The following is a 26,707-nucleotide window of genomic DNA, read 5'->3' as shown; positions in this document are numbered from 1 at the left end:
GAGCTGTCGAGTCGCGCGAAACTGACCGATCACCGAACTTCCTCCCGGCAAAATCAAGAGGGAGGCTCGTGCATTATGGGTGAAATATGTGAAATGCAAGCAGGAATTTGCCGCTTCCTGCAGGGCCTCCAAAAATTACGAAAAGCTAGCGCCCGCTTACCTGCAGACGGAGGGCCCTCGACGGGTTAGGTAGAATCCCGAGCGTCATTGGGGAGTAGCCGCCTTCCACCGCGAGAAGGGCCCGCGTCAACAGACTTGTCCTGCCCCACACAGGACATGGCGCGTGCAGTGAATCACCTGGCGAGACCTTTGACCGTGCAACTTCGGGAATATGGCCGAAGGTGTTGCACGGTCAATTGCGTCCTTCGGCCCAAGGAACCCCTGTACTCATGGAAGCTTTTCTCGTTGCAACGGGCGTGGTTGCGCTCGCCGAAATGGGCGACAAGACCCAGTTGCTGGCCCTCTTGCTGGCCGCTCGTTTCAGAAAACCCTGGCCGATCGTGCTGGGCATCTTCGCCGCCACCATCGTCAACCATGCCTTGGCTGGTGCGGTCGGCAACTACATCACGCATTGGCTCGGCCCCGAGGTGCTGCGCTGGATCCTGGGCGGCTCCTTCATTGCCATGGCCGCGTGGATGCTGATTCCCGACAAGCTCGACGAAGACGACGCACCTGCCGCGTCGCACTACGGTGTCTTCGGCACCACGCTGGTCGCGTTCTTCCTGGCCGAGATGGGCGACAAGACCCAGATCGCGACCGTGATGCTGGCGGCGCGATTCACAGAGGCCTATGTATGGGTGGTCGCGGGCACCACGCTCGGCATGATGCTGGCCAACGCCCCCGTGGTCTGGCTTGGCGACAAGATCGTGAAGCGCGTGCCGATCAACCTCGTGCATGGCATCTCGGCCGTGATCTTCCTCGTGCTTGGCATCGTGATGATCGTCGGCTGGTAATCCGGCAGGGCGATATACTGCTTCTTGCGCCGATTTGCTTCAGCTTGCGGGCGCTTTATAAATTCAGCTAAAGACAGTCAGTTGGCGAACAACCCGGCTCGTTTTTGGCGAGGCCGGGTTTTTTATTGATGTCGTCACCTTCTTTGGTCGCCTCTTCGCAGTCGATGCAGTTCGCAGGCCCGCTGGCGCTGCGCAGCGGCGCATCGCTCGGCAGCTACACGCTCGCGTATGAAACCTACGGCACCCTGAACGCCGAGCGCAGCAATGCGGTGCTGGTGTGCCATGCGCTCAATGCCTCGCACCATGTCGCGGGCACCTACGAAGGGCAGCCCAAGTCCGAAGGCTGGTGGGACAACATGGTGGGCCGGGGCAAGCCGGTGGATACCGACCGCTTCTTCGTGATCGGCGTGAACAACCTGGGCTCCTGCTTCGGCTCGACCGGCCCCATGCACGTGAACCCCGCCACCGGGCGCGTCTATGGCGCCGACTTTCCGGTGGTTACGGTCGAGGACTGGGTCGACGCCCAGGCCGTGCTGCTCGATGCGCTCGGCATCCGCACGCTGGCGGCCGTGATGGGCGGCAGCCTTGGCGGCATGCAGGCGCTGTCGTGGACGCTGCAGTACCCCGACCGCGTGCGCCACGCCGTGGTGGTGGCCAGCGCGCCCAACCTCACGGCGGAAAACATCGCCTTCAACGAAGTGGCGCGCCGAGCCATCGTGACCGATCCCGATTTTCATGGTGGCCACTTCTACGATCATGGCGTGATTCCCAAGCGGGGCCTGCGCATCGCACGCATGATCGGCCACATCACCTACCTGAGCGACGACGTCATGAACGAGAAGTTCGGACGCATCCTGCGCAGCGCGGTCGAGGGCGAGGCGGCGGGGCTGGACTACCGCTATTCGACGCAAGAGATCGAGTTCCAGATCGAGAGTTACCTGCGCTACCAGGGCGACAAGTTCAGCGAATACTTCGACGCCAACACCTACCTCCTGATCACGCGCGCGCTCGACTACTTCGACCCCGCGCGCGCCCACGGCGGCAACCTCAGCGTGGCCCTTGCACAGGCCACCGCCAAGTTCCTGCTCGTGAGCTTCAAGACCGACTGGCGCTTCTCGCCCGCGCGCAGCCGCGAGCTCGTGAAGGCGCTGCTCGACAACCGCCGCAACGTGAGCTACGCCGAAATCGACGCACCGCACGGGCACGATGCCTTCCTGCTCGACGACGTGCGCTACATGGGCGTGGTGCGATCCTATTTCGAGCGCGTGGCGCATGAGATCCAGGCCGAAGGGACAGCGCAATGAGCGATATCGAAACCCAGCGCCTCATCGCCAACCTGGTGCCCGAAGGCTCGCGCGTGCTCGACCTCGGCTGCGGCGACGGCGCCATGCTCGACCTTCTGCAGCGCGAGCGCGGCTGCAGCGGCTACGGCGTCGAAATTGCCGATGGCAACGTACTGCAGTGCATCCGCCGCGGCGTCGACGTGATCCAGCTGAACCTCGACGAAGGCCTTGCGGTGTTCGACGACGCCACCTTCGACGTGGTGCTGCAGATCGATACGCTGCAGCACCTTCGCAATGCCGAGGTCATGCTGCGCGAAACCGCGCGTGTGGGCCGCATCGGCATCGTCGCCTTTCCCAACTTTGCGCATTGGCCCAACCGTATCAGCATTGCGCGCGGCCGCATGCCGGTGACGCGCCGCCTGCCCTACCAGTGGTACGACACGCCCAACATCCGCGTCGGCACCTTTAAGGACTTCGAGGTGCTGGCGCAAAAGAACAGCCTGCGCGTGCTCGACGCCTTCGGTGTGCAGGAAGGCCGCAGCGTGCGCTGGCTGCCCAATGCGCGCGCGGGTACGGCGGTGTTCAAGTTCGAGCGGGACCGCTGAGCGCCCTGGAGAACGGCGGGCTCATGAGCTTCACGCTCTCGCATCCGGCGCACAGCGAACTGCTGGTCAAGAAAAGCCGCTTCATCGGCTGCGTGCAGCCCGTGGCCGACCGGGCCGCGGCACTGGCCATCGTCGCGTCGCTTCGCAACGAACACCCCGCCGCCGCGCATGTCTGCTGGGCATTGATGGCAGGCGGCCAATCGGCGGCCAACGACGACGGCGAGCCGGGCGGCACCGCCGGCAGGCCGATGCTCGAGGTGCTGCGGCACCAGCAACTCGAAGGCGTGCTCGCCACCGTGGTGCGGTACTTCGGCGGCATCAAGCTGGGCGCGGGCGGGCTCGTGCGGGCGTACACCGACGCGGTTGCGCAGGCCTGCCTCGGCGCGACGCTGGTTCCGCTGGTGCGCCAGCGGCTGCTGCAATGCACCGTGCCCTATGCGCTGGAGGGGCTGGTGCGGCGCGAAATCGCGGCCGTTGCAGGCGCCTCGCTCGTCGACGTACGCCACGGCGATGCGGTGGACTTCACGTTCACGCTGCCCGAGCCTAACGCGAACACCTTCATCGCCCGCCTCGACGATGCTGCGCAAGGGCGCGCCGTCTGGCTGCAGGCGTAAGCCGTCGCGCGGGCACCGCCGGTGCAGAAGGCGCCGTCATCGCCAGCACGCCGCGCCCCACTATTGGCACGGGCTCGGCATCCTCGTCGGGTCCGCGCCGTGCCATCTCGGCGGTGACGATGCCCGTTGGCACGGCCAGCACGCCCCAGCCCAGCAGCATCATCACGGAGGCAATGGCGCGGCCGAGATCGGTCTTGGGCACGAGGTCGCCGAAGCCCACAGTGGCCATGGTCGAGATCGCCCAGTAGATTGCGACGGGAATGCTGGTGAAGCCGTGCACCGGGCCCTCCACCACGTACATCAGCGTGCCCATCACCAGCACCACCAGCATCACGAAGCCCACGAACACCGTGATCTTGCGGCGGCTCGCGGCCACGGCAGAAACCAGCGCGCGGTATTCCAGCGAGTAGCGCGACAGCTTGAAGATGCGAAAGACGCGCAGCAGCCGCAACACGCGCACGTCGATGAGATAGGCGAGCTCGGGTGCGAACGCCACCAGATAGGTCGGCAGCAGCGCCAGCAGATCGATCACGCCATAGAAGCTCAGCGCATAGCGCATCGGCTTGTTCACGCAGGCGAGCCGCGCAATGTATTCGAGCGTGAACAGAACGGTGAATGTCCATTCGAACGCGTTGAACAGCGGCCGCCACTGATCGCGGATCGATTGCACGCTGTCCAGAATGACCACCAGCACGCTGGTCACGATGACGGCGATCAGCGCCAGGTCGAAAAGCAGGCCGGCGCGCGTGTCTGCCTCGAAGATCACCGTGAACAGCCGCCGTCGCCAGCCACTTGCCGGCTTGTCGAAGCGCGCATCGATGGTCGATGAGATGGCGAAGGTCCGGGCGGCAGAGTCGGTGTTCGTTCGGGTCATCTTATGCAAGGCCGGGGCCACTGGAGAGTGCCATTGTCGGGCTGCCGCTGGATTTATTCAGTTACGATTCTTGCGCAATGAAGTGCCGCAGGCCGCGAGCGGGTTCTTACGATAGCCCCTTTGTTGAGGAGCTCCCCTTTGGCTACACAGTCCCCCTTTTTCGGCAAGCGTGATCGTGACACCGACTCGTTGACCTCTCGCCCCGCGCCGCTGGTGGGCTCGGGGACCAATCTCTCGGGTACGCCCGTCAATCCTTCTTCGCTGACCGCGCAGCAAGGCGGCCTCTCCGCAGCAGCCACACCGGCCGCCAAGGAAGGCGGCAGCAAGCTCACCGTCGGCCCGAACATCAAGCTCAAGGGCGTCGAGATCACCGACTGCGACACGCTCGTGGTCGAAGGTCTGGTCGAGGCCACGATGGACTCGCGCCTGATGCAGATCGCCGAACAGGGCGAGTTCAAGGGCTCGGCCGAAATCGACATCGCCGAAATCCGCGGCGTGTTCGACGGCAGCCTCACGGTGCGCGAAAAGCTCGTCATCCATTCGACCGGCAAGGTCACCGGCAAGATCCGCTACGGCAAGATCGTGATCGAAGAAGGCGGCCAGCTGTCGGGCGAAATCAGCTTTGGCGCCAAGCCGTCGCTGCAAGCCGCGGCCTGATCAGACCGCTTCTTCAGGCGGCTTCCAACTCAGGCGCTCCAGCAAGGCACCGGCCGCGGCCGGTGCTTTTTCTTTGGCGCCGTTGATGAAGTAGACGAACACCTCGCGCTTCTTGGGCGAATCGGCCCATTGCTGCGCGCGCTCGGCCCAGCTGTCGAGCGCTTTCGGTGCATAGCCCGTCTTGAGCTTGGCGTCGGCCATCATGAGCCGCGCATAGGCGAAGTCACCCTCCGGCTCTTCGAACGACGGGAACTTGTCTGCGTCGGTGAACACGGTCGACACCTTGTATTTTTTCGCGAGCGCCTGGTAGGCGGCCGTGACGAAGCTCTCGTGCCGCACGTCCATCACGTGGCGCAGCGCACGGCTGCCCTCTTTCTTCGGCAGCAGCTGCAGAAAAGCCTCGAAGTCCTCGGCATCGAACTGCTTGGTTGGCATGAACTGCCACACGATCGGACCGAGCTTGTCGCCCAGCTCGACCACGCCGCTTTCGATGAAGCGCTTGATCGAGTCTCCCGCGGTCGCAAGCACCTTGCGATTGGTGGTGAAGCGCGACGCCTTCATCGAGAACATGAAGTCGTCGGGCACTTCGTCATGCCACTTGCGGAAAGTCTCGGGCTTGAAGGTGCTGTAGTAGGTGCCGTTGATCTCGATGGCGCTCACGTGGCGGCTCGCATAGCGCAGCTCCTTGGCCTGGGCGAGCCCCTTGGGATAGAAGTTGTCGCGCCAGGGTTCGTAGGTCCAGCCGCCGATGCCCACTCTGATATCCGCCGGGGTCCGAGTCGATGTTGCCTTGCTCACATTGCGCTCCGGGTTGAGATCGCCCGCACTCTACGCGGGCTCGCGCACGGGCGCAAAATGCGTTTTTTCGTCACCCGCGGAGAACTCCCCGATGAATGCCCCCCTGCACCGCGAAATGCCCGCCGCAACGCTCGATGCCGAGCGCGCCCTGTCCGATGTCAGCGCCCAATGGGACGGCGACATCGTCAAGCAACTGACCGATTACATCGCCATTCCCGCCAAGTCGCCCGGCTTCGACGCCGACTGGGCCGCCCACGGCTACCTTGAAACGGTACTGCGCAACGCGGCCGCCTGGGTCGAGGCGCAGAAGGTCGAGGGCCTGAAGCTGGAGATCGTGCGCCTTGAAGGCCGCACGCCGGTGCTGTTCTTCGAAGTGCCGGCTACCGGCACCGACATGGGCGAAACGGTGCTGATGTACGGCCACCTCGACAAGCAGCCCGAATTCACCGGCTGGCGCAACGACCTCGGCCCCTGGACGCCCAAGTACGAGAACGGCCTGCTCTACGGCCGCGGCGGCGCCGACGACGGCTATGCGGTCTACGCGAGCGTCGCCGCGCTGCAGGCGCTCAAGAGCCAGGGCGCGGCGCATCCGCGCATCGTGGGGATCATCGAGACCTGCGAGGAAAGTGGCTCCTACGACCTGCTGCCGTACGTCGACGCACTGCGCCCGCGGCTGGGCAATGTCGAACTCGTGATCTGCCTCGATTCGGGCGCGGGCAACTACGACCAGCTGTGGCTCACCACCTCGCTGCGCGGCATGGCCAGCGGCACGCTCAAGGTCGAAGTGCTGACCGAAGGCATCCACTCCGGCGACGCGTCGGGCCTGGTGCCGTCGAGCTTCCGCATCATGCGGCAGGTGCTCGACCGCCTCGAAGACAGTGCCACCGGCCGCCTGCTGCCCGCAAGCTTCCATTGCGAAGTGCCGGCCGACCGGCTGGCGCAGGCCAGGGCCACCGCCGCAATCCTCGGCGACGAGGTCTACAAGCGCTTTCCGTGGGCGCATTACGACTGCGGCGGCTCGACCATGTTCGCGCTACCGACCACCACCGATCCGGTGGAGGCGCTGCTCAACCGCACCTGGAAGCCCACGCTGTCGGTCACGGGCGCGGAAGGCTTTCCGGCGCTGAAGGACGCGGGCAACGTGCTGCGCCCCTACACCGCGTTCAAGCTCTCGCTGCGCCTGCCTCCGCTCGTCGATGCCGCCGAGGCGGTGCAGAACCTGAAAAAGCTGCTCGAAGACAACGCGCCCTACCAGGCGCGCGTGACCTTCGAAAGCGGCGGCGGCGCCACCGGCTGGAACGCACCGACGATCACGCCCTGGTTCGAAGACGCGCTCAACAAGGCCTCGCAGGCGCACTTCGGCGCCTCCTGCGGCTACATCGGCCAGGGCGGCACCATCCCGCTGATGAACATGCTGAGCGCCGGCTTCCCGAAGGCCCAGATGATGGTCTGCGGCGTGCTGGGCCCGAAGAGCAACGCGCACGGACCCAACGAATTCCTGCATGTGCCCTACGCCAAGAAGCTCACCGCCGCCGTGGCCGAGGTGATTGCGGCCCTGCCCATTGCGCATCGCGCCGCGGCCGCGGAGCCGGTCGCCGCTTGACCGGACCAGCGCCGACTTTGCCGCTTTTGCCGCAGCAGCGCGTTTCGCTGTCCGCGCCGGATGGCGAGACGCTATTGCTGCGTCGCCTCCCGTCGGCCGCCGCATCGCGCGCCGTGGTGGTGCTGGTGCATGGGCTGGGCGAGCATGCCGGCCGCTATCAGGCGTTAGCCGAGCGCCTGCATGGGTGGGGCTTCGCCGTTTGGGCGCATGACCATCACGGGCACGGCGAGTCGTCCGGTGCGCGCGGCGGCCTGCCGAGCGAGTTGCGGCTGGTCGACGACCTTGCGCTGATCATCGACGACGCGCGGCGCGAGAACCCCGGCCGGCCGCTGGTGCTGCTGGGCCATAGCCTGGGCGGGCTGGTCGCCGCCAGCCTGGTGGCGCGCGGCGTACGGCCGGTCGACGGGCTGGTGCTGTCTTCGCCGGGGCTCGACCCCGGCCTGAATGGATTCCAGAAGGCGCTGCTCGCGGTGTTGCCGCGCATTGCGCCCCGGCTGCGCGTCGGCAACGGGCTGGACGACAACTTTCTTTCGCACGACCGCGCCGTGGTGCAGGCTTACCGTGACGATCCGCTCACGCACGACCGCATCGGAGGCCGGCTTGCGCGCTTTCTGGCGCACGAGGGGCGCAAGGTGCAGCAGTCCGCGGCGCATTGGCCGGTTCCCACCTTGCTGATCTACGCGGGCGACGACCACCTCGTGGTGCCCGCCGCCAGCCGTGCCTTCGCCGAGGCGGCCGCTCCCAGCGGCATGGTCGAAACGCGGTGCTTCGAATCCCTGTACCACGAGATATTCAACGAGTTGGACGCCGGGCCGGTGTTCGCCGCGCTGCAGCGCTGGCTCGACAAGCGCTTTCCGCCGGTCTGATCGGGCGCCTCAGGCGCTGGCGGCAGCTGCAGCAGCACGCCGGCGCGTCTGCGCGAGCCACAGCAGTGCCGCGCCCGTGAGCACCACCGGTACCAGCGAACCGTAGTTGAGCAACTGCCAGCCCTGCGTCGTGACCAGCACGCCCGAGGCGAACGAGGTCAGCGCGAGCGTCGCGAACACGCAGAAGTTGAGCGCGCCCTGCGCCCGGTCGCGTTCTTCGGCCGTGTAGGCCGTCAGCGACAGCGTCGTGCTGCCGGTGAACAGGAAATTCCAGCCCACACCCAAGAGGCAGAGCGCCACCAGGAAGTGCTGCAGTTCCACGCCCGACAGCGCGACGGCGATGCAGGCGAAGTTGAGCGCGAGCCCCACGCCCATCACGGGCAGTGCGCCAAAGCGGCGGATGAGGTGTCCGGTGAAGAAGCCCGGCGCGAACATGCCGATCACATGCCATTCGAGCACCAGGGCGGCATCGGAAAACGGCAGGCTGCAGATCTGCATGGCGATGGGCGTGGCGGCCATCAGCAGGTTCATCACCCCGTAGCCCAGTGCCCCCGCCGCGGCTGCCACGATGAACACCGGCTGCCGCATGATCTCCGAGAGTGGCCGCCCGCCCAACGCCTGCTGTCGAGTCAGCGTGGCGGGAAAGTCGATGAACCGCATGACGCCCATCGAGAGCAGTGCCACCGCCGCCAGAGCGATGTAGGCACCTGCGAACGGCACCGCAAACACTTCGCGCGTGGCGGCCGCCAGGTTGGGCCCCCCCACCGCGCCGATCAGCCCGCCGGCCATCACCAGCGACACGGCCTTCTCGCGCCAGGCCGGCGCCGCGAGTTCGGCGGCGGCAAAGCGATACAGGCCCGCATTGGCGTTGTAGTAGCCGGCCACCACCGTCGCAAGGCACAAGAGCCAGAAATTCTTCGACACGGCCGCGAACGCGCACAGCAGGGCTGAACCCAGAGCCACCGCCAGCCCGATCTGGAACGAGCCGCGACGGCCGAATCGCTGCTGGGTGCGCGCCACCAGCCCGGTGGTGAGCGCGCCGCCCACCACGTAGCCCATGACCGGCAGCGTGGCCATCCAGCCGCGCGGCGCGATGCTCAGCCCCACCAGCCCGTTGATGGCAATGAAGGTGACGTTGTTGGTCAGGAAGAGGCCCTGGCAGATGGCAAGCAGCCAAAGGTTGCGGTTCATGGAAAAGTGGCGAAGGCGCGGTGACTGGAGGCCGCGGTTCTACGCGATTCGCTCCGGGTGCGCCAGCCGAAAAGCTCGAGGCAAAAAAAAGCGCCCTCGCGGGCGCTGGAATTCTCGATGAGCAAATTGCTCAGGGCTGCCTGTTCTGCAGCAGGCCGCCGAGCGAACTCAGCAGGTCGCTCTGGTCGCCAAGGCCCTGCTCCGGCACCTTACCGTGAGGCGTGAGCTGGTCGATGAGAACCGGCAGCAAGGTGGCCAGCATGGGCAGCAGCGTTTGCGCATTGATGCCGAGCCTGGAAGCGATGCTGGCAATGGTGTCGCTGCCCAGCGCGTCCTGCAGCTGTCCGCCGGACACCGGCTGGTTTTCTCCCTTGCCGATCCAGGAGCCGATCACGTCGCCCATGCCGGCTTGCTCGAACTTGGAGACCAGCCCTCCCAGGCCCCCAGCGCTGCCGTTGTTGGCAAGCAGCCCGCCCAGCGCGCCGGCCAGCCCGCCGAGATCGCCCATCCCGCCGCCCTGCGGTTGCTGCTGCTGTTGGGCCGCGCCTCCGAGCACCTGACCGAGTACCGAATCGAGCAATCCCATGGCCATTTCCTTGGTGTGTGACAGAACCGCCCGCATTTTCCAACGCAAACGGACCGCGAGCCGACGGTGGAGGCGCTCACTTTCGCCGCGCCGTGTGACAAATTACCGGGTACGCGCCGGGCGTTTGGGCAGCAATGCGGGACTGACCCCTTGCACACCCACCAAGCCGAGCACCGTGACGAGCGAATTTTGCGCGCCCTTCCATGCGTCTGTCACGTCGATCGACTCGCTCAGGGCGTGAAAGCCGGTGGACTTGCCGCCGCTACCGATGATGATCGCCGGGATGCCGTAGGACATCGGCACGTTGGCATCGGTGCTGCCGCCGCGCAGCAGCGTCTTGTGGCCGAAAGTCGTGTTCGAGCGGATGGCCGCTTCCACCATGACCGAGTCGGAGGGCGTCCGGCCGCCTGGCCGGTCACCGATCAGCTTGTTGCTTGCGCTGAGCGTGCCGACGTTCCAGCGCTTGTTCTCTTCGACCACCGCTTCGTCGATGGCCGCGAGGATCTTCTTCTCGGTCTCGAGCAGAGAAGCCATGTCGTCCGAGCGGATGTCGATGGCCATGCGCGCATCCGGCGCGATGGTGTTGACCGAGGTGCCGCCGCCCACGGTGCCGACCGTGAAGGTGGTTTTCGGGAAGCTCGGCGTGCGCACCTCGGCGATCTTGGCAATGGCGCGGCCCATGCCGTGGATTGCACTGGGTACCTGGCCGAAGGCGCCGAAGCTGTGGCCGCCCGGGCCCTTAAACGTGACCTCGTAGCGGTGGCTCGCGGTGCCGAGGATCAGCACGTTGCCGTCGGGCGAAGGCTCCAGCCCCACCATGCCGTCGATGTCGAGGTGGTCGCGGAAGATGGCCTTCATGCCGCGCAGGTTGCCGAGTTCTTCCTCGCCGACATTCGCGACGAACAGCAGGTCGCCCACCGTCTGCACCTTGTTGTCGTTGAGCACCTTGAGCCACGACAGCAGCACCGAGAGGCCGCGCGTGTCGTCCGCAATGCCGGGCGCATGCAGCTTGCCGTCGTGCTCCTTCACCTTCACGTCGGTGCCGGCGGGAAACACGGTGTCAAGGTGGGCCGAGATCAGCAGCTTGGGTCCGTTGCCCGTGCCCTTGCGCAGGCCGACAACGTTGCCTTCGGCATCGATCTTGGCGTCGGCGAGGCCCAGTGCCTTCATGCGCGCGAGGAAGGCTTCGGCGCGCTTCTGCTCCTTAAACGGTGGTGCCTCGATCTCGGTGAGCATCTTGAGGTCTTCGACCGCGCGGTCATGGTCGGCCTTGACCGCTTCCAGCAGCTTTTGAATGGCCGGCGCCGCCATGAGCTGGGTGTAGGCCTTGTCCACCTCGGGGGCGACCTGCGCCGGCGTGGGTGCGACGGCGTTGTTCTGGGCCTGCGCGCCTGGGACCGCGCACAGCAGGGCCAGTACCAGAGGCGCGAGGGGTGCAAGCCGGAGGGCGCGAGGTGGACGAGGCATGGCGTGAAGATCCTTTCTTGTCGGTCGTGACGAACAGTCGAGGCACGCATGCCTCATGGAAACAAGCTACGGCGCGGCGAGGGACACCAGAGCGGCGAGCGCCGCCGTTTCGGCACGCAGCACGCGCGAACCAAGAGTGACAGGCGCAAAGCCGCATGCCAGAGCCTCCTTCTCCTCGGCGCCACTCAGGCCCCCTTCAGGGCCGCTCAGCACCAGCACGCTGCGGTCCGCCGGTGACGATGCCGTGGCATCGGCGAGGCGCTGCGTGCCTTCGGCGAGGCTCAGGACAAGGCGCAGCGCAGTGCCACCGGTGTTCGCATCGATCCAGGCCGAGGGGCTCGAGAACGGCCGCACCGGATGGATCACCGGCACGCGGTTGCGGCCGCATTGCTCGCAGGCCGCGATGGCAATCGCCTCCCAATGCGCCCTTTTCTTTTCGGCGCGCTCGCCTGAGAGGCGCAGCACGCCGTGGGCTGTTGCCAGCGGCTGGATGCTCGCGACGCCCAGCTCGGTGGCTTTCTCGATCAGCCAGTCCATGCGCTCATTGGCGGGCATGCCGACGGCAAGATGCACCGCACGCGAAGCCTCTCGCTCCACGGGAACATGGGCGCCGAGGGTCACCGAAACGTCGCTGCGCCCCATGCGCTCCACGGTAGCGGCATATTCGCCGCCCGAGCCGTCGAACAGCGTGAGCGCGTCGCCGGGTTGCATCCGCAGCACCTGCACGTGGCGCGCCGCGCCGGGAGGCAGTTCGAAAGTGGCGCCCGCAACCAGCGGCACCGGGCAATGGAAACGGGGCATCTAGGGCCGACCGTAGACGAAGCCGGTGAGCGCCGAGCTCCCTTCGATTTCATCGATCACGCGCAGCAACGGCGTCAGCTCCATGTAGCGGCTCGTTGTCGAGCGGATGTAAGCGATGAATCTGGGCGTGTCGGCCAAGTATCGGGGCTTGCCGTCACGCAGCGTCAGGCGGGCGAAGATGCCCGCGACCTTGAGGTGGCGCTGCAGACCCATCCATTCGACCGAGCGATAGAAGGCGCCAAAATCCGAGTCGACCGGCAGCTTGGCCCTGCGCGCGGCTTCCCAATAGCGGATCGTGACGTCGAGCACGAACTCCTCGTCCCAGCTCAGGAACGCGTCGCGCATCAGGCTTGCGATGTCGTAGGTGATCGGGCCGTAGACCGCATCCTGGAAGTCGAGCACGCCCAGATCGGCAGCGTCATCGCGGACCATGAGATTGCGCGGCATGAAGTCGCGGTGCACGTAGACGCTCGGCGAGGCCAGGTTGCTCTGGACGATGAGCTTGAAGCTGCGTTCCAGCCGTTCCTTGAGCTTGCCCTCGACGGCAACGCCGCGGTGGCGCCCGATGTACCACTCGGGAAAGAGCGCCAGTTCGCGCTCCAGCAGCGCGCGGTCGTAGGGCGGCAGCACGCCCGGCTTGGACGCCAGCTGCCAGCGGATCAGCGCATCGATGGCCCGGTCGTAGAGCGGGCGGCTCGCGTCGGGCTGGGCCGGATCGATCACGTCGAGCATGGTCTGGCGGCCGAGGTCGTCCAGCAGCAGGAAGCCGTGGGACTTGTCCCATTCGAGTACGCGCGGCGCGGTCACGCCTGCCTCGGCCATCAAACGGGCGACCTGCACGAAAGGCTCGCTGTTTTCCTTGTCCGGCGGCGCGTCCATCACGATGCGAGCGCCGCAAGCCTCCGCGCTGTCGACCCGGAAGTAGCGCCGAAAGCTCGCATCGGCCGATGCGAGGCGCACGGTATCGGGCAACAGGTGGTGCGTGGCGGAGATACCGGCCAACCAGTGCTGGAAGGCTGCGGCCCGCTGTGGATCGGCCCAGAGAATGGCCTCGGCGGAGGGGGTGGGCTCGGAAGCAGGGGGCGGGGGTGCTGTCATGGATAATCGATTCTACAAATCCGCCTGGCGCGGCAACTCCTGCGGTCCTCCCCGGTCGAACAGGGTTGCCGCCGGCTCCTGCAACCTGCCGGCCTGCCGCGCCGTCCTCCCGACGATCCTTCGTTCCTGACCGATGCCTACGATCCAACGCCCCCACGCTTGGCACCTTGTGCACTCGCAGCCCTCCCTGGGGAGACTGCGGGCCTTCTCTGGAACGACCGGGCGGGTGGCTTGATGAGCCGTCGCGTCGCCGCGCGGCGTTCCGGCCCGCCCCTGCCATTGGCCGTGTTGTCGCTCGCATTGCTGCATGCGCATGGCGCGTCCGCGCAGCCGGCGGGCGGCCTCGACGGCCCACTCGTGCTCAAGCGCACGCCGCAACTGACCGAAACGCTGCCGGCCAATGAGCGCAGCCAGCTGCCAAGCCTCATTACCGGGGATCGGCTGTCGGGCCGCCAAGACCTTGAAACCGTGGTCGAGGGCAACGCCACGCTGCGCCGCGGCGAGGTGGCCATCACCGCCGACCGCCTCGAGTATTACCAGCCAGACGACCGCGCCAAGGCGCGCGGCAACGTACGGGTCAACCAGGCCGGCAACGTGTACGAGGGCCCCGAGCTTGAACTCAAGCTCGAAACCTTCGAGGGCTTTTTCAACAATGTGCGCTATTCCTTCCTCGCCAACGGCGGGCACGGCGAGGCGCAGCGCATCGATTTCGTCGACAGCAACGTCTCGGTGGCCCGCAACGCCACCTACACCACCTGCCGCCGTGAAGATTTTCCGGGCTGGATGCCGGCCTGGCTGCTGACCGCGGCCACGATGACCACCGACACCGAGGAAAACGTTGGCGTGGCCACCGATGCGCGGCTGAGCTTCATGGGCATCAGCACGCCGCCGTTTCCGAGCGTGAGCTTTCCGCTGTCGAACGAGCGCAAGAGCGGCCTGCTGCCGCCGACGATCGGCGTCGACAACACCAACGGCATCGAGATCTCGCAGCCCTACTACTGGAACATCGCGCCCAACCGCGACGCCACGTTCACGCCCACGCTGATGAGCAAGCGCGGCCTCAACCTGGGCTCGGAATTCCGCTACCTCGAGAAAGACTACAGCGGCAGCATCCGCATGGACCTGATGGGCAGCGACCGCCTGGTGGGGCAGCGCTACAACGAGCTGCGCGCCACCCAGCTTCAGCAGCTGGCCAACGGAGAAATCCAGGCCAAGGACCTGACCGCTGCGCCTGGCAGCACCAAACGCTGGGGCATTTGGGCCAATCACCACCAGGAATTCAATGCCAAGGCGCTGGGCCTGGATTCGCTGTCGGCCACCATCAACATCAACCGCGTCAGCGACGACGACTACTGGCGCGACTTCCAGCGTACGCCCACTCTGGCACAGCGTCAGCTGTCGAACGACGCGTCACTCAACTGGGGCAAGGGCGACTGGACCGGCGGGATTCGTGCGCTGCGCTACCAGACGCTGCAGTACAGCTTGTCGCCGATCGTGCCGTCTTATGACCGGATGCCGCAGATCACGGCCAACTACAACAAGTACGACTGGCACGGCTTCGACGTTTCGCTGAACCTCGACTACACGCGCTTCCGCGTCAACAGCATCCTTTCGGGCCAGCCCGGCTTCGACATCAACCAGCAGTCGCAGCCCGACGGCGATCGCGCCCTGGCAATTGGCACGATCAGCCGGCCATTCATCACGCCGAGTTCCTTCGTCATTCCCAAGCTGCAGCTGAACACGGCTTCGTACAACTACTACCTGCCGCAGTCGGACGTTCCCAGGCTCACGGTGAACGGGATCCAGTACGTCAACGGCGTGCCCTACAACCCGAATTCGCTGTACTTCTTCCCGACCTCGAGCAATCGGACGGTGCCGACCTTCAGCCTGGACAGCGGGCTGATCTTCGAACGCGACGCGAGCTATTTTGGCCGCGCCTTCCGCCAGACGCTGGAGCCGCGGGCCTATTACGTCTACACGCCGTACCGCAACCAGAGCATGCTGCCGAACTACGATTCGGCGGCCAACGATTTCAGCTTTGCGACCATCTACACCGAGAACGCCTTCTCGGGCAACGACCGCATCTCCGACACCAACACGCTCACGCTCGGCGTGACCTCCCGCCTGATCGACCCCGAAACCGGCGTCGAGGCGGCGCGCTTCGGCATTGCACAGCGGCTGCGCTTCAGCGACCAGAAGGTCACGCTGCCGGGCGGCACGCCGGTGACCGACCGGGCGAGCGACCTGCTGCTGGGGGCGCAAATCAACTGGACGCCCAAGTGGAGCCTGGACACGGTCGTTCAGTACAACCCCGACACACGCAAGTCGGAGCGCTCGGCCATCAGCGCGCGCTACAACCCCGAGCCGTACCACAACCTGAGCGCCGCCTTCCGCTACCAGGCGCCCAGCACGCCCACCGCGACTGACGGCAACAAGTCGTTCGACGTGGGCTGGCAGTGGCCGCTCAACGACCTGTGGGGCGACAAGGGCAAGGACCTCGGCCCGGGCAAGGGCCAGGGCGGCGGGCGGTGGTACGCGGTCGGCCGGCTCAACTACAGCCTGCAAGACAAGAAACTCACGGACGGCGTGCTCGGCTTCGAATACGACGGCTGCTGCTGGATCGGACGCGTGGTCCTCCAGCGCGTCACCACCGGCCAGGTGACCGCCAACACCCGCATCATGTTCCAGCTCGAATTCGTCGGATTTTCCAGCATCGGATCGAGTCCTATGCAGGCCCTTCGGCAAAACATCCAGCGCTACCAGCCCCTTCGCCAGCCCACCGAAGGGCCGAGCCGCTTCACCAATTACGACTGAGACGATTGAGCAACGCCATGAAACACATCGGTTCCATCCTTACCCTGAGCTGCCTCGCGGCGCTGGCTGCGTCGTCCGGCGCGCAGGGCCTGCGTCCCGGTGGCGGCAGCGGCATCACGGACATCATGCGCGCCGGCCCCCGCCTTGCGGCCCCGGTTGCACGTCCCGCTCCGTCCAATGCCGCGCCGGTGCAGCGCTCGGCCGAGTACATCGTCGCGCTGGTCAACTCCGAACCCATCACCAACACCGAGGTGCAGTCGCGCGTCACGCGACTGATGCGCGAAAACGCCGAGGCGGAACGCGTTCCCCGCGCCGAGCTCACCCGCATGGTGCTCGAGCGCCTGATCTCCGAGCGAGCCCAGCTCCAGTTGGCCAAGGAAAACGGCATCAAGGTCGACGACGTAGCCATCGACCAGGCCGAGCAGACCGTGGCGCGGCAGAACCAGGTCACGGTCGAAGAACTGCGCCGCCGCGTGGTGGCCGAAGGCATCTCGCCGCGCGAATTCCGCAACGACTTGCGTGACCAGTTGCTGCTCACGCGCCTGCGCGACCGCGAGGTCGAATCGAAGGTCAAGATCAGCGACTCCGAAGCCGACGAATACCTGCGCGACCAGCGAAACTCCCCCACCAAGGACGCGGCGCTGCAGAACATCAACCTCGCGCACCTCTTGGTCGCGGTGCCGGAGAACGCGACCCCCGCGCAGGTGGCCACCTTGCAGCAGCGGGCTCAAAGCCTGGCGCAGCGCGCCCGATCCGGCGAAGACTTTGCCAAGCTGGTGCAGGAAAACTCCGACTCGCCTGACCGCGCCAATGGCGGCGCCGTCGGCATGCGCACCGCGGACCGCTATCCCTCGCTGTTCGTCGAAGCCACGCAGTCGACGGCAGTCAACGGTATTGCAGGGCCCATTCGCTCGGGCGCCGGCTTCCACGTGCTGAAGGTGCTGGCCAAGTCGCAGCTTGGCGCCACCGATGCCACCGTCACCCAGACGCAGGTTCGCCACATCCTCCTGCTCAACGATCCCAAGCGCACCACCGCCCAAGCCGTGGCGCAGCTGGCCGAATTCAAGCGCCGCGTGCAAGCCGGCACGGCCGATTTCGCCGGGCTGGCGCGCGACAACTCGCAAGACGCGAGCGCCAAGGAAGGCGGCGACCTGGGCTGGTCGCGCCCCGGCCAGTTCGTGCCTGAGTTCGAGGAAGCCATGGACCGGCTCGCGCCGGGCCAGATCAGCGATCCCGTGGTGTCGCGATTCGGTGTCCACCTGATTCAGGTGGTCGGCCGGCGCGAATCCAAGCTCACCCAGGCCGAGCAGCGCGAAGCCGCACGCGCCGTGCTGCGCGAGCAGAGGGTTGAAGAGGCCTTCACAACCTGGGTGCAGGAAGTGCGCGCGCGCGCCTACGTCGAATACCGCGAGCCTCCCCAGTCCTGATGGCCCATATCGCCAGGAAACGGTTCGGTCAGCACTTTCTGTCCGACGGGGGCATCATCGATGCGATCGTGCACGAGATCGCGCCGCAGCCTGGCGACGCCATGGTCGAGATCGGTCCCGGGCTGGCGGCGCTCACGCAGCCGCTGGTGGAGCGGCTCGGACGCCTGACGGTCATCGAGCTCGACCGCGACCTGGCCAAGCGGCTGCGCGACCATCCGCAGCTCGATGTCATCGAGTCGGACGTGCTCAAGGTCGATTTCGCCGAGCTCGCCGCCAGGTTTTCGGCCCCGCTGCGAGTGGTGGGCAACCTGCCCTACAACATCTCCACGCCCATCCTTTTCCATCTGCTCGGCTTTGCCCACCTGATTGCCGACCAGCACTTCATGTTGCAGAAGGAAGTGATCGACCGCATGGTCGCCAGGCCCGCCACGTCCGACTACAGCCGCCTGAGCGTGATGCTGCAGTGGCGCTACGAGATGGAAAACGTGCTGTTCGTGCCGCCCGAGAGCTTCGACCCCCCGCCGCGCGTCGACAGCGCCGTGGTGCGGATGGTGCCGCTGGCCCAGCCGCCTGCCGTCGATGCCGCCCGCCTCGGCGAGATCGTGCAGGTCGCGTTCAGCCAGCGCCGCAAGATCATGCGGCACACCCTGGGCAAGTGGCTCGACGAGCATGGCTTCGAGGGCGAGTTCGACGCCCAACGCCGGGCCGAAGAAGTGCCAGTGGCCGAGTACGTCGCCCTGGCCCAGGCCGTTCCCCCGCGCCAATGAAAAAAAGCCCGCCTTGGCAAAGGCGGGCTTTCGTTCGTGAACACCGCGGAACCGGCTTTGCCGGGCCGCAGGTGTTGCCCCCTTGAGGGGGAAGCGGCTACACGAAGTGAGCCGCTTCGGGGGTGGGCCTATTTAGGCCGCAGCGAGCCAGTAGCCCGCGTTGAAGGGGCTGCTCATGCGCAATGCGAGCGGCGAAACGTCGACCAGTTTGTCGGTCGGCATTTTTTCGCCTTCCGGCTCAGTGCCGGTTGCCGCGGCAGCTGTGCCGCTATTGATTTCGATGCCATCGAGTGCTGCGCCGTTCGGCTGAGCCTCGTTCGCCCGTTCTGCTTGGCTGGTGTGTGCAGAACGGGCTACAGAAAAGAATAGAAGCACCGGAAGGGGACTTTTCGGTCTCCCCAGTAATCGGAGGCGTCCCGGAAGATGTCGAGCAGCTGCTCGCGCGCTTCCTTGTCGAACTTGGCGTTGGCCGGGATCTGCTCGAGCACGATCACAAAGCCGGGCTGCGGGCCCGATTTATGCAACGGGTCGGTCATGCAGTCGTACAGCGCGTCAAAATTCTTGCCGAAGTGCGCCGGAAAGGTGAACTGCTGGGCAATCAGGTCGAGAACGTCCTGCTTGGTCTGGGCGTTGCCCAGGTTCGCGTACAGGAAATGCTGGCCCGCTGCGTTCGCGGCTTCCTGCAGGTCGTTCACGCGGAACGCACGAATCGACTGCACGATGTTCGGGCGTACGGCACGAAGGGATAGTGTCATCTCCGCTGGTCTTTCCATAGTCATCATCATTTCTTCGGGGCGCTTCGGGGCGCCGCTCAAGTCGTTGTCATCGCTCATGGTGCAATCCGTCTGAAACTCGCGTAGTGGTCTGCCGTGTACCAGCAGGCCTCGGGTGTTGTGCGCTGTTCACCGCCGCAGACAATGCGCCGCGCCCCTCGGTCGCGCGAGCCGGGCGTTGCCACCGTGTACTCGCGGTAGTGACCGCGCCGCGCTGGCGGCAAGAGACGCTCGCGATTGCCAAATACCGTGCCGTCCTTTTCATGGTGGAAGGGGCCGCCACTCAGAATGGCTTCGTAGGTTCGCTGGCCCTGAACCGGAAGTTCGGACAGTGCAATCGAATCCTGGGCGGGCTTTCCGGTGCCAAACCAATCGCGGCGGGCCTCGGCCCCCGTCGCTAACGCCGCCAGCAAAAAGCCGGTGAGCGCAAACTTAGTGACTGAGGACGTGATCGAGGCGTAAGCCGCCATGGGGCACCACAAGAAAAGAGCGGGTTCCGAATTGGCGATCAACCCTGGGGTTAACCCGCAAATTCAAGCCCGCGAGTGTGCACCACGCTGGCGAAAATAGCAAGCGACTGCCCAAAGTTTGAGCAGTGCAAGGAGATGGGGAGCGACGCCTAAAGTGGGCGACCACTCTCGAAAAATGGCTTATCGCTCTGCGTTTGCGTCGGCCACTGTCAAGGCCGTCATGTTCACGATGCGGCGAACAGTTGCGCTTGCCGTGAGAATATGCACAGGTTTGGCGGCGCCGAGCAGCACCGGGCCAATGGCGATATTTCCGCCTGCCGCAGTTTTCAGCAGGTTGTAGGAAATATTGGCCGCGTCGATGTTCGGGAAAACCAGTAGATTGGCGTTGCCTGCCAACGCGCTGTGCGGCATGACGATCGCGCGCTGCTTGCTGTCGAGCGCCACGTCGCCGTGCATTTCGCCGTCCACCTCGAGCCAGGGCGCCTGCACACGCAGCAGGTCGAGCGTCTTGCGCATCTTGATGGCGCTGGGCTCGTTGCTGGTGCCGAAGTTCGAATGCGACAGCAGCGCGGCCTTGGGCTTGAGGCCGAAGCGCATCATTTCCTCGGCCGCCATGGTCGTGATTTCGGCCAGTTCCTCGGGCGAGGGGTCGTAATTGACGTGCGTGTCGACCAGGAACACCTGGCGATCGGGCAGCAAAAGGCCGTTCATGCAGGCGTAAACCGGCACGTCCTGCGGGGTGCTTTCGCAGCCGCCGGGGCGCTTGCCGATCACTTGATCGATGTAGTGCAGGTGGATCAGCGTGGTGCCCCAGGTGCCGCAGATCATGCCGTCGACCTCGTCCTTGTGCAGCAGCATGGCGCCGATCAGCGTCAGGCGGCGGCGCATCTCGATCTTGGCGGTTTGCACCGTCTGGCCCTTGCGCTCGGTCATGCGGTGGTAGGTCTGCCAGAAGTCGCGGTAGCGGTGGTCCTGCTCGACGTTGACGATGTCGTAGTCGAGCTCTTCCTTCAGCCGCAAGCCGAACTTCTCGATGCGCTGCGCAATGATCGCCGGACGGCCGATCAGCGTGGGGCGGGCAATGCCTTCGTCCACCACGATCTGGGCCGCGCGCAGGACGCGTTCTTCCTCGCCCTCGCAATACGCCACGCGCTTCTTCTGCGCGCGCTTGGCGGCGTCGAAGATCGGCTTCATCGTGGTGCCCGAGGCGTAGACGAAGCTTTGCAGGCGGTCGCGGTAGGCGTCCATGTCCTTGATCGGGCGCGAAGCGACGCCGCTTTCCTCGGCGGCCTTGGCCACCGCGGGAGCGATCTTCATCATCAGGCGCGGATCGAAGGGCTTCGGAATCAGATATTCGGGGCCGAAAGACAGCTTTTCGCCGACGTAAGCGGCAGCAACGCGCTCGCTCTGCTCAGCCTGGGCGAGATCGGCAATCGCGCGCACCGCGGCAATTTCCATCTCGTCGGTGATCGTGGTGGCGCCCGAATCGAGCGCACCGCGGAAGATGTACGGGAAGCACAGGACGTTGTTGACCTGGTTCGGATAATCCGTGCGGCCCGTGGCCATGATCACGTCGGGGCGCACTGCGTGGGCGTCTTCGGGCGCGATTTCCGGGTTGGGGTTGGCCAGCGCGAAGATCACGGGCTTGGGTGCCATCTTGGCCACCATGGCGGGCTTGAGCACACCACCCGCCGAGAGGCCCAGGAACACGTCGGCGCCGTCGATCACCTCGGCCAGCGAACGGGCCGTGGTTTTCTGCATGTACTGGCGCTTGTCGTCGTCCATGAGCTCTTCGCGGCCTTCGTACACCACGCCGGCCAGGTCGGTCACGAACACGTTTTCGCGCTTCAGGCCCACCTTGAGCAGCAGGTTCAGGCAGGCCAGCGCCGCGGCGCCCGCGCCCGAGGTGACCAGCTTGACCTCGCCAATGTCCTTGCCCGCGACCTTGAGGCCGTTGAGCATGGCCGCCGCCACGGTGATGGCCGTGCCGTGCTGGTCGTCGTGGAACACCGGGATCTTCATGCGCTTGCGCAGCTCGCGCTCCACGTAGAAGCAGTCGGGCGCCTTGATGTCCTCCAGGTTGATGGCGCCGAAGGTCGGCTCCAGCGCGGCGATCACCTCGACCAGCTTGGCCGGGTCTTTCTCGTCGATCTCGATGTCGAACACGTCGACGCCGGCGAACTTCTTGAACAGCACGCCCTTGCCTTCCATCACCGGCTTGGCCGCCAGCGGGCCGATGTCGCCCAGGCCCAGCACCGCGGTGCCGTTGGTGATCACCGCCACCAGGTTGCCGCGCGCCGTGTACTTGAAGGCGTTGGCAGGGTCCTTGACGATCTCCTCGCAGGGCGCGGCCACGCCGGGCGAATAGGCCAGCGACAGGTCGCGCTGGTTGACCATCTGCTTGGTCGCGGCGATGGCAATCTTGCCCGGCACCGGAAGCTCGTGGTACTCGAGGGCGGCGCGCCGCAGTTCGGCGCGCTTGTCTTCGGGCGTGGGGGTCGATGAGGTCGTCGAATCAGACATGTACCGTTGCTCCTGGTGGCGCTTCTTCTGGGGGCGCCGATTGTAGACCTCGGCCTGCGGGGCCATAGGCCGCATGGCGGAGATGCGCCCTGCCAAATGCACGGCAGCCCGTCAAGACGATGTGGCAATATGTACGTTCCGGAAAAAAATAGACGAGGAGCGGCCATGGCCCTGATGGATTTCATCAAGAAACAGTTCATCGACATCATCCAGTGGACCGAGACTGGCGATGGCACGCTGGCTTGGCGCTTCCCGATGGCCGAGATGGAAATCCAGAACGGCGCCTCGCTCACCGTGCGCGAGTCGCAGGTGGCGGTGTTCGTCAACGAAGGCCAGGTGGCCGACGTCTTCGGCCCGGGCATGTACAAGCTCACGACGCAGACGCTGCCCGTGCTCACGTACCTGAAGAACTGGGACAAGCTGTTCGAGTCCCCTTTCAAGAGCGACGTCTACTTCTTCAGCACGCGCCAGCAGGTCGACCAGAAGTGGGGCACGCCGCAGGCCATCACCATCCGCGACAAGGACTTTGGCGCGGTGCGCCTGCGCGCCTTCGGCAACTACAGCTTCCGCATCGGCGACGCCAAGCGTTTCCACACCGAAATCTCGGGCACGCGCGACATCTACAGCGTGACCGACCTCGACGGACAGCTGCGCGGCATGGTGCTGCAAAACATCAGCAACGCCATTGCTTCCAGCGGCGTGCCCTTCCTGGACCTTGCGGCCAACCAGATCCAGTTTGCGCAGGCGCTCGCGGCGCAGCTGGTGCCCGAGTTCGAGAAGATCGGCATCAAGCTCGAGAACATCACGGTCCAGAACGTTTCGCTGCCCGAAGAGCTGCAGAAGATCCTCGACCAGAAGATCGGCATGGGCATGGTCGGCAACGACATGGGCAAGTTCATGCAGTACCAGACGGCGCAGGCCATCCCCAAGTTTGCCGAAGGTGCGGGTGGCGGCAGCGGCATCGCGGGCGATGCCATGGGCCTGGGCGCCGGCGTGGCGCTGGGCCAGGTGCTGGCGCAGAACCTCGCGCAGGGGCTGAGCCCGAACGCAGCCGCTCAGGCCGCAGCGACCCAGCAGCAGCCCGCCGTGGCGGTGGTGAGCCCGGCCGACGTGATGACCACGCTCGAGAAGCTCGGCGAGCTCAAGGACAAGGGCATCCTCACGCAGGAAGAGTTCGACGCCAAGAAGGCGGAGCTGCTCAAGAAGCTGGTCTAAGCACCGGCAATGGCTGAGCAACCGGGCGCCGAGCGCGCCTACCGTGCGCCCTGCCCCGGCTGCGGCGCACCGGTCGAATTCAGGTCCGCGCAATCGGCCTTCGCCGTTTGCCCGTACTGCCAGAGCACCGTCGTCCGCCAGGGCGAGACGCTCGCGCGCATCGGCAAGATGGCCGAGCTGTTCGACGACTTCAGTCCGCTGCAGCTGTTTGCAGCCGGGCGGATCCAGAACCAGCCGTTCACCATCGTTGGCCGGCTGCAGTACAGCAACCCCGGCGGACGCTGGACCGAATGGATCGCCGCGCTCGACGGCGACCGCACCGGCATCCTCAGCGAGGACAACGGCGCCTATGTCTTCGCGCTGCCATTCGAACTGCAGCGCGCCGCGCCACCGCCGACCGAGCTGCGCGTGGGCGCTACCACCGCGTTCAACGGCCAGAGCTACACCGTTTCGTCGAACGAACAGGTGGCGCTGCTTTCCGCCCAGGGCGAACTGCCGCACCTGCCCGAACTGGGCCGCGCTTTTCCCATAGTCGAGCTGCGGAACGACAAGGGACTGGTGCTCAGCATCGACTACGGCACGGAGCCGCCCACCGCCTACTTGGGCCGCTCGGTGCAGCTGGAGGACCTTCAGCTCACCGGGCTGCGAGACGAATCCGCCAAGGACGAAAAAGGCCGCGCCTTCAATTGCCCCAACTGCGGCGCGCCGGTCACGGTCAACCTGGCGGACAGCAAGAGCATCACCTGCGGCTCGTGCAACAGCATCATCGACCTGTCGCAGGGCATTGGCGGCGAGCTGAAGCACGCGGAGCAGAACGAGCCCGTTCGCCCGCTCATCGCCATCGGCAGCATGGGCCAGCTGCAGGGCGCGCAATGGCAGGTGGTGGGCTTTCAGCACCGCATGGGCGTGGAGCCCGGCGACGACGAGCACTTCGGCTGGAACGAGTACCTGCTGTATAACAAGAAGCGCGGCTTCAGTTTCCTGGTCGATGCCGAAGACGGCTGGAGCATGGTCAAGCCGACCACCGGCGCGCCGGTGATGGCCGAGAACGGCAGCACCGCCACTTATCTAGGCAAGCGCTACGTCCAGCAGTACGCCTACAACGCCGAGACCACCTATGTGGCGGGCGAGTTCTACTGGCAGGTGGAGCGCGGGCAGAAAACTTTCAACCGCGACTTCGCCAACGGCAATGCGCTGCTCTCGATGGAGCGCTCGGCCAACGAGCTGACCTGGTCCTCCGGGAGCAAGCTCGACAGCGGCGTGGTTTCCGCCGCGTTCAAGCTCGACGACAAGAAGGACATGTTCGTGCGCGGCGATGCGTCGCCGGTCAGTGCCGCTTCGGGCCTGGGTTGCGGCACCATCATCTTCATCGTGATTGTCATCATCGTGCTGCTGGTCATCCTGAGCACCTGCAGCAGCTCGTCCAGCGGATCGCGCAGTTCGGGCGGATCGTACGGCGGCTACTCGAGCGGCGGCGGCCACAAATGAAAGACAGGCAGGCTCGCATTGATGTCATCTAATACTGCTACTACGACTGGAGGTCCCCATGGGATTTGAATGGCTGAAACCGGGCGTGGTCCTCGGATCGCTCGTGTATGCGCTGCTTGGCGTACTGATCTTCTGGCTCTGCTTTCTCATCATCGACAAGCTCACGCCTTATGACCTCTGGGGCGAAATCGTCGAGAAGCAGAACGTGGCGCTGGGGCTGGTCGTGGCCGCCATGAGCCTGGGCATCTGCGTCATCGTCGCAGCCGCGATCCATTGAGCGGGGAGGCGGCGGTGTCCGCGCGTTCTGCCGATGCGCGCGGGCCGCAGCCCGTCGAGATTGCGCTGCTAGCCAGCGTGTTCGTGGTGGCCGCCTGCGGCCTGGTCTACGAGCTGACCGCGGCCGCGCTGAGCTCCTACCTGCTCGGCGATTCGGTGCTGCAGTTCAGCACCATCATCGGCACCTACCTGTTCGCGATGGGCGTGGGCTCTTGGCTCTCGCGCTACTTCGAGCGCCAGCTGCCGGCGCACTTCCTGCGCATCGAGCTGCTCGTGGCGCTCGTCGGCGGTGCCCTGCCGGCCATTCTTTTCCTGGCGAATGCCTACGTGCCCGGCGCGTTCCGGCTGCTGCTGTATGGGCTCGTGCTGGTGGTCGGCACGCTGGTGGGGCTGGAGATTCCGCTGGTGATGCGCATTCTCAAGCGCAACATCGTGCTCAAGAACCTCGTGTCGCAGGTTCTCACCTTCGACTATCTTGGCGCGCTCGCCGTGTCGGTGGCCTTTCCGCTCATTCTCGTGCCGCAGCTCGGAATGATCCGCACCGGGCTCTTGTTCGGCTTCATGAACGCGGCCGTGGCGGTGTGGGCGCTGTGGCTGTTCCGTCATGAACTGCGGCGCATCGGCGCCCATGCGCTCGCGTGCTTTCTTGCGCTTGCGGCGCTCGTCGGCGCCTTTGTCCGGGCCGACCAGATCACCACGCTGGCCGAAGACAAGTTCTACCAGGACCGCATCGTCTTCAGCGCCACCTCGCCCTACCAACGCATCGTGGTCACGCGCGGGCAGCTCGGGCATCGTCTCTTTCTGAATGGCAACCTGCAGTTCGCCGAGCGCGACGAATACCGTTACCACGAGGCGCTGGTTCATCCGGTCATGGCCGCGCAGGGCGCGCCAAAAAAAGTGGCGGTGCTCGGCGGCGGCGACGGCATGGCCGTGCGCGAGATTCTCAAATACCCGTCGGTCGAGTCGATCACGCTGGTCGAGCTCGATCCGAACATGACGAAGCTCTTCACCGAGCACGAAACGCTGGCCGCGCTCAACGGGCATTCGCTGTCTTCGCCAAAGGTGAAAGTTGTCAATACAGATGCCTTCCAATGGCTGCAGCAACCAGGAGATATGTTCGATGTCATCGTGGTGGACTTCCCCGATCCCACCAATTTCGCGATCGGCAAGCTCTACACCAACAGCTTCTATTCGCTGCTCGAAAAGCGCCTTTCTGCAAGCGGCTACGCGGTGATCCAGACCACCTCGCCGCTGGTGGCGCGCAAGAGCTACTGGACCGTGGCGACCACCATCGAATCGGTCGGCCTGCGTGCCACGCCCTACCACGCGCACGTGCCGAGCTTCGGCGAATGGGGCTACATCATTGCGAGCCGCCGCCCCTACCGCATGCCCGACGCACTGCCTTCGGGCCTGCGCTTCCTGGCGCCGCCCACACTGCCCCTGATGTTCGATTTTCCGCTCGACATGGCGCGCGTGCCGGCGGAAGTGAACCGCCTCTCGAATCAAACCCTCGTCACCACCTATGAGCAGGAGTGGGGCAAGGTCATTGCCCACTAGC

The 26,707-nt window shown here is 65.5% G+C and carries 24 protein-coding genes and 1 riboswitch; of the genes, 14 read left to right on the top strand and 10 right to left on the bottom strand.

Features of this window, described 5'->3' with window-relative positions; translation table 11 throughout:
- Window positions 1-197 precede the first annotated feature (197 nt).
- Window positions 198-374, top strand: a riboswitch (yybP-ykoY riboswitch).
- Between the two features lie 15 nt (window positions 375-389).
- From J2X92_RS19995 to J2X92_RS19980, 4 genes are all read left to right on the top strand, one after another.
- Window positions 390-953, top strand: coding sequence for a TMEM165/GDT1 family protein (locus tag J2X92_RS19995; RefSeq protein ID WP_307578029.1), 564 nt, complete (start codon window positions 390-392; stop codon window positions 951-953).
- A gap of 128 nt (window positions 954-1,081) precedes the next feature.
- Window positions 1,082-2,257 (top strand): homoserine O-succinyltransferase MetX, encoded by a 1,176-nt coding sequence (gene metX, locus J2X92_RS19990; RefSeq protein WP_307578027.1) that lies wholly within the window; start codon window positions 1,082-1,084, stop codon window positions 2,255-2,257.
- Window positions 2,254-2,841, top strand: a complete 588-nt coding sequence (metW, locus tag J2X92_RS19985) for a methionine biosynthesis protein MetW (protein WP_307578025.1) — start codon at window positions 2,254-2,256, stop codon at window positions 2,839-2,841. The genes metX and metW overlap by 4 nt, the downstream gene beginning before the upstream one ends.
- A 23-nt stretch (window positions 2,842-2,864) precedes the next feature.
- Entirely contained in the window at window positions 2,865-3,455 is a 591-nt protein-coding gene (locus J2X92_RS19980) for an IMPACT family protein (protein ID WP_307578023.1), read from the top strand.
- On the opposite strand, the gene J2X92_RS19975 is transcribed toward J2X92_RS19980, so the two are convergent.
- Window positions 3,400-4,329 (bottom strand): ion transporter, encoded by a 930-nt coding sequence (locus J2X92_RS19975; protein WP_307578022.1) that lies wholly within the window; start codon window positions 4,327-4,329, stop codon window positions 3,400-3,402. The two genes, J2X92_RS19980 and J2X92_RS19975, sit on opposite strands and share 56 nt — an antisense overlap.
- 138 nt (window positions 4,330-4,467) lie before the next feature.
- Between J2X92_RS19975 and J2X92_RS19970 the strand changes: the two genes are divergently transcribed.
- Window positions 4,468-4,986 (top strand): bactofilin family protein, encoded by a 519-nt coding sequence (locus tag J2X92_RS19970; RefSeq protein WP_307578020.1) that lies wholly within the window; start codon window positions 4,468-4,470, stop codon window positions 4,984-4,986.
- On the opposite strand, the gene J2X92_RS19965 is transcribed toward J2X92_RS19970, so the two are convergent.
- On the bottom strand, window positions 4,987-5,784 hold the full coding sequence (locus J2X92_RS19965; RefSeq protein WP_307578018.1) for a DUF72 domain-containing protein: 798 nt from the start codon (window positions 5,782-5,784) through the stop codon (window positions 4,987-4,989).
- Window positions 5,785-5,875: 91 nt separating this feature from the next.
- Between J2X92_RS19965 and J2X92_RS19960 the strand changes: the two genes are divergently transcribed.
- Together J2X92_RS19960 and J2X92_RS19955 are read left to right on the top strand one after the other, a co-directional pair.
- The gene (locus J2X92_RS19960) at window positions 5,876-7,387 is read left to right on the top strand and encodes a M20 family metallopeptidase (protein WP_307578017.1); all 1,512 of its coding nucleotides are present in this window, start codon (window positions 5,876-5,878) and stop codon (window positions 7,385-7,387) included.
- Between the two features lie 74 nt (window positions 7,388-7,461).
- The gene (locus J2X92_RS19955) at window positions 7,462-8,253 is read left to right on the top strand and encodes an alpha/beta hydrolase (RefSeq protein WP_307578015.1); all 792 of its coding nucleotides are present in this window, start codon (window positions 7,462-7,464) and stop codon (window positions 8,251-8,253) included.
- Window positions 8,254-8,262: 9 nt separating this feature from the next.
- Here the strand turns inward: J2X92_RS19955 and J2X92_RS19950 are convergent, their stop codons facing one another.
- The 5 genes from J2X92_RS19950 to J2X92_RS19930 form a co-directional block, all read right to left on the bottom strand.
- Window positions 8,263-9,444: an MFS transporter gene (locus tag J2X92_RS19950; protein ID WP_307578013.1), complete on the bottom strand. Its 1,182-nt coding sequence runs from the start codon at window positions 9,442-9,444 to the stop codon at window positions 8,263-8,265.
- 130 nt (window positions 9,445-9,574) lie between these two features.
- The gene (locus J2X92_RS19945) at window positions 9,575-10,030 is read right to left on the bottom strand and encodes a YidB family protein (protein ID WP_307578011.1); all 456 of its coding nucleotides are present in this window, start codon (window positions 10,028-10,030) and stop codon (window positions 9,575-9,577) included.
- 102 nt (window positions 10,031-10,132) lie between these two features.
- Complete coding sequence (locus J2X92_RS19940) at window positions 10,133-11,497, bottom strand: M20/M25/M40 family metallo-hydrolase (RefSeq protein ID WP_307578009.1); 1,365 nt, start codon at window positions 11,495-11,497, stop codon at window positions 10,133-10,135.
- Between the two features lie 66 nt (window positions 11,498-11,563).
- Window positions 11,564-12,298 carry a 16S rRNA (uracil(1498)-N(3))-methyltransferase gene (locus J2X92_RS19935; protein WP_307578007.1) on the bottom strand — a complete coding sequence of 245 codons (735 nt, stop codon included), beginning with the start codon at window positions 12,296-12,298 and terminating at the stop codon, window positions 11,564-11,566.
- Complete coding sequence (locus tag J2X92_RS19930) at window positions 12,299-13,396, bottom strand: aminoglycoside phosphotransferase family protein (RefSeq protein ID WP_307578005.1); 1,098 nt, start codon at window positions 13,394-13,396, stop codon at window positions 12,299-12,301.
- Between the two features lie 234 nt (window positions 13,397-13,630).
- Here J2X92_RS19930 and J2X92_RS19925 point away from each other — a divergent pair, with 234 nt between their 5' ends.
- The 3 genes from J2X92_RS19925 to rsmA are packed head-to-tail and all read left to right on the top strand — an operon-like array spanning window position 13,631 to window position 18,404.
- Window positions 13,631-16,210, top strand: coding sequence for an LPS-assembly protein LptD (locus J2X92_RS19925; RefSeq protein WP_307578003.1), 2,580 nt, complete (start codon window positions 13,631-13,633; stop codon window positions 16,208-16,210).
- 17 nt (window positions 16,211-16,227) lie between these two features.
- Complete coding sequence (locus tag J2X92_RS19920) at window positions 16,228-17,637, top strand: peptidylprolyl isomerase (RefSeq protein ID WP_307578001.1); 1,410 nt, start codon at window positions 16,228-16,230, stop codon at window positions 17,635-17,637.
- A complete protein-coding gene (gene rsmA / locus J2X92_RS19915) occupies window positions 17,637-18,404 on the top strand; it encodes a 16S rRNA (adenine(1518)-N(6)/adenine(1519)-N(6))-dimethyltransferase RsmA (RefSeq protein WP_307577999.1) in 768 nt (255 codons plus the stop codon). Before J2X92_RS19920 ends, rsmA begins: the two co-directional genes overlap by 1 nt.
- A 353-nt stretch (window positions 18,405-18,757) precedes the next feature.
- Here the strand turns inward: rsmA and J2X92_RS19910 are convergent, their stop codons facing one another.
- The 3 genes from J2X92_RS19910 to J2X92_RS19900 all read right to left on the bottom strand — a co-directional run bounded on the left by J2X92_RS19910 (window position 18,758) and on the right by J2X92_RS19900 (window position 22,170).
- Window positions 18,758-19,183 carry a barstar family protein gene (locus tag J2X92_RS19910; RefSeq protein ID WP_086012221.1) on the bottom strand — a complete coding sequence of 142 codons (426 nt, stop codon included), beginning with the start codon at window positions 19,181-19,183 and terminating at the stop codon, window positions 18,758-18,760.
- A gap of 50 nt (window positions 19,184-19,233) precedes the next feature.
- On the bottom strand, window positions 19,234-19,647 hold the full coding sequence (locus J2X92_RS19905; protein WP_307577997.1) for a ribonuclease domain-containing protein: 414 nt from the start codon (window positions 19,645-19,647) through the stop codon (window positions 19,234-19,236).
- 180 nt (window positions 19,648-19,827) lie between these two features.
- Window positions 19,828-22,170: an NADP-dependent malic enzyme gene (locus J2X92_RS19900; protein WP_307577994.1), complete on the bottom strand. Its 2,343-nt coding sequence runs from the start codon at window positions 22,168-22,170 to the stop codon at window positions 19,828-19,830.
- A 165-nt stretch (window positions 22,171-22,335) separates the two neighbouring features.
- On the opposite strand from J2X92_RS19900, the gene J2X92_RS19895 reads away from it, so the two are divergent.
- From J2X92_RS19895 to J2X92_RS19880, 4 genes are read left to right on the top strand one after another with little or no spacing between them, the layout of a single operon-like run.
- A complete protein-coding gene (locus J2X92_RS19895; protein ID WP_307577992.1) occupies window positions 22,336-23,385 on the top strand; it encodes an SPFH domain-containing protein in 1,050 nt (349 codons plus the stop codon).
- Between the two features lie 9 nt (window positions 23,386-23,394).
- Window positions 23,395-24,873, top strand: a complete 1,479-nt coding sequence (locus J2X92_RS19890) for a DUF4178 domain-containing protein (RefSeq protein WP_307577990.1) — start codon at window positions 23,395-23,397, stop codon at window positions 24,871-24,873.
- A gap of 58 nt (window positions 24,874-24,931) precedes the next feature.
- Window positions 24,932-25,150: a DUF350 domain-containing protein gene (locus J2X92_RS19885; protein WP_015868006.1), complete on the top strand. Its 219-nt coding sequence runs from the start codon at window positions 24,932-24,934 to the stop codon at window positions 25,148-25,150.
- 14 nt (window positions 25,151-25,164) lie between these two features.
- Entirely contained in the window at window positions 25,165-26,706 is a 1,542-nt protein-coding gene (locus J2X92_RS19880; RefSeq protein WP_307577988.1) for a polyamine aminopropyltransferase, read from the top strand.
- Window position 26,707: the final 1 nt, after the last annotated feature.

Source organism: Variovorax paradoxus, from assembly GCF_030811855.1.
Lineage (GTDB): Bacteria > Pseudomonadota > Gammaproteobacteria > Burkholderiales > Burkholderiaceae_C > Variovorax > Variovorax paradoxus_L.
This window is presented reverse-complemented; position numbering and strand designations above follow the sequence as displayed.

Bases quoted from the DNA above. Each gene is read 5' to 3' on its own strand.
- J2X92_RS19995 (WP_307578029.1), top strand. From the start codon at position 390: ATGGAAGCTTTTCTCGTTGCAACGGGCGTGGTTGCGCTCGCCGAAATG.
- metX (WP_307578027.1), top strand. From the start codon at position 1,082: ATGTCGTCACCTTCTTTGGTCGCCTCTTCGCAGTCGATGCAGTTCGCA.
- metW (WP_307578025.1), top strand. From the start codon at position 2,254: ATGAGCGATATCGAAACCCAGCGCCTCATCGCCAACCTGGTGCCCGAA.
- J2X92_RS19980 (WP_307578023.1), top strand. From the start codon at position 2,865: ATGAGCTTCACGCTCTCGCATCCGGCGCACAGCGAACTGCTGGTCAAG.
- J2X92_RS19975 (WP_307578022.1), bottom strand. From the start codon at position 4,329: ATGACCCGAACGAACACCGACTCTGCCGCCCGGACCTTCGCCATCTCA.
- J2X92_RS19960 (WP_307578017.1), top strand. From the start codon at position 5,876: ATGAATGCCCCCCTGCACCGCGAAATGCCCGCCGCAACGCTCGATGCC.
- J2X92_RS19950 (WP_307578013.1), bottom strand. From the start codon at position 9,444: ATGAACCGCAACCTTTGGCTGCTTGCCATCTGCCAGGGCCTCTTCCTG.
- J2X92_RS19945 (WP_307578011.1), bottom strand. From the start codon at position 10,030: ATGGGATTGCTCGATTCGGTACTCGGTCAGGTGCTCGGAGGCGCGGCC.
- J2X92_RS19940 (WP_307578009.1), bottom strand. From the start codon at position 11,497: ATGCCTCGTCCACCTCGCGCCCTCCGGCTTGCACCCCTCGCGCCTCTG.
- J2X92_RS19935 (WP_307578007.1), bottom strand. From the start codon at position 12,298: ATGCCCCGTTTCCATTGCCCGGTGCCGCTGGTTGCGGGCGCCACTTTC.
- J2X92_RS19930 (WP_307578005.1), bottom strand. From the start codon at position 13,396: ATGACAGCACCCCCGCCCCCTGCTTCCGAGCCCACCCCCTCCGCCGAG.
- J2X92_RS19925 (WP_307578003.1), top strand. From the start codon at position 13,631: ATGAGCCGTCGCGTCGCCGCGCGGCGTTCCGGCCCGCCCCTGCCATTG.
- J2X92_RS19920 (WP_307578001.1), top strand. From the start codon at position 16,228: ATGAAACACATCGGTTCCATCCTTACCCTGAGCTGCCTCGCGGCGCTG.
- rsmA (WP_307577999.1), top strand. From the start codon at position 17,637: ATGGCCCATATCGCCAGGAAACGGTTCGGTCAGCACTTTCTGTCCGAC.
- J2X92_RS19910 (WP_086012221.1), bottom strand. From the start codon at position 19,183: ATGACTATGGAAAGACCAGCGGAGATGACACTATCCCTTCGTGCCGTA.
- J2X92_RS19905 (WP_307577997.1), bottom strand. From the start codon at position 19,647: ATGGCGGCTTACGCCTCGATCACGTCCTCAGTCACTAAGTTTGCGCTC.
- J2X92_RS19900 (WP_307577994.1), bottom strand. From the start codon at position 22,170: ATGTCTGATTCGACGACCTCATCGACCCCCACGCCCGAAGACAAGCGC.
- J2X92_RS19895 (WP_307577992.1), top strand. From the start codon at position 22,336: ATGGCCCTGATGGATTTCATCAAGAAACAGTTCATCGACATCATCCAG.
- J2X92_RS19890 (WP_307577990.1), top strand. From the start codon at position 23,395: ATGGCTGAGCAACCGGGCGCCGAGCGCGCCTACCGTGCGCCCTGCCCC.
- J2X92_RS19885 (WP_015868006.1), top strand. From the start codon at position 24,932: ATGGGATTTGAATGGCTGAAACCGGGCGTGGTCCTCGGATCGCTCGTG.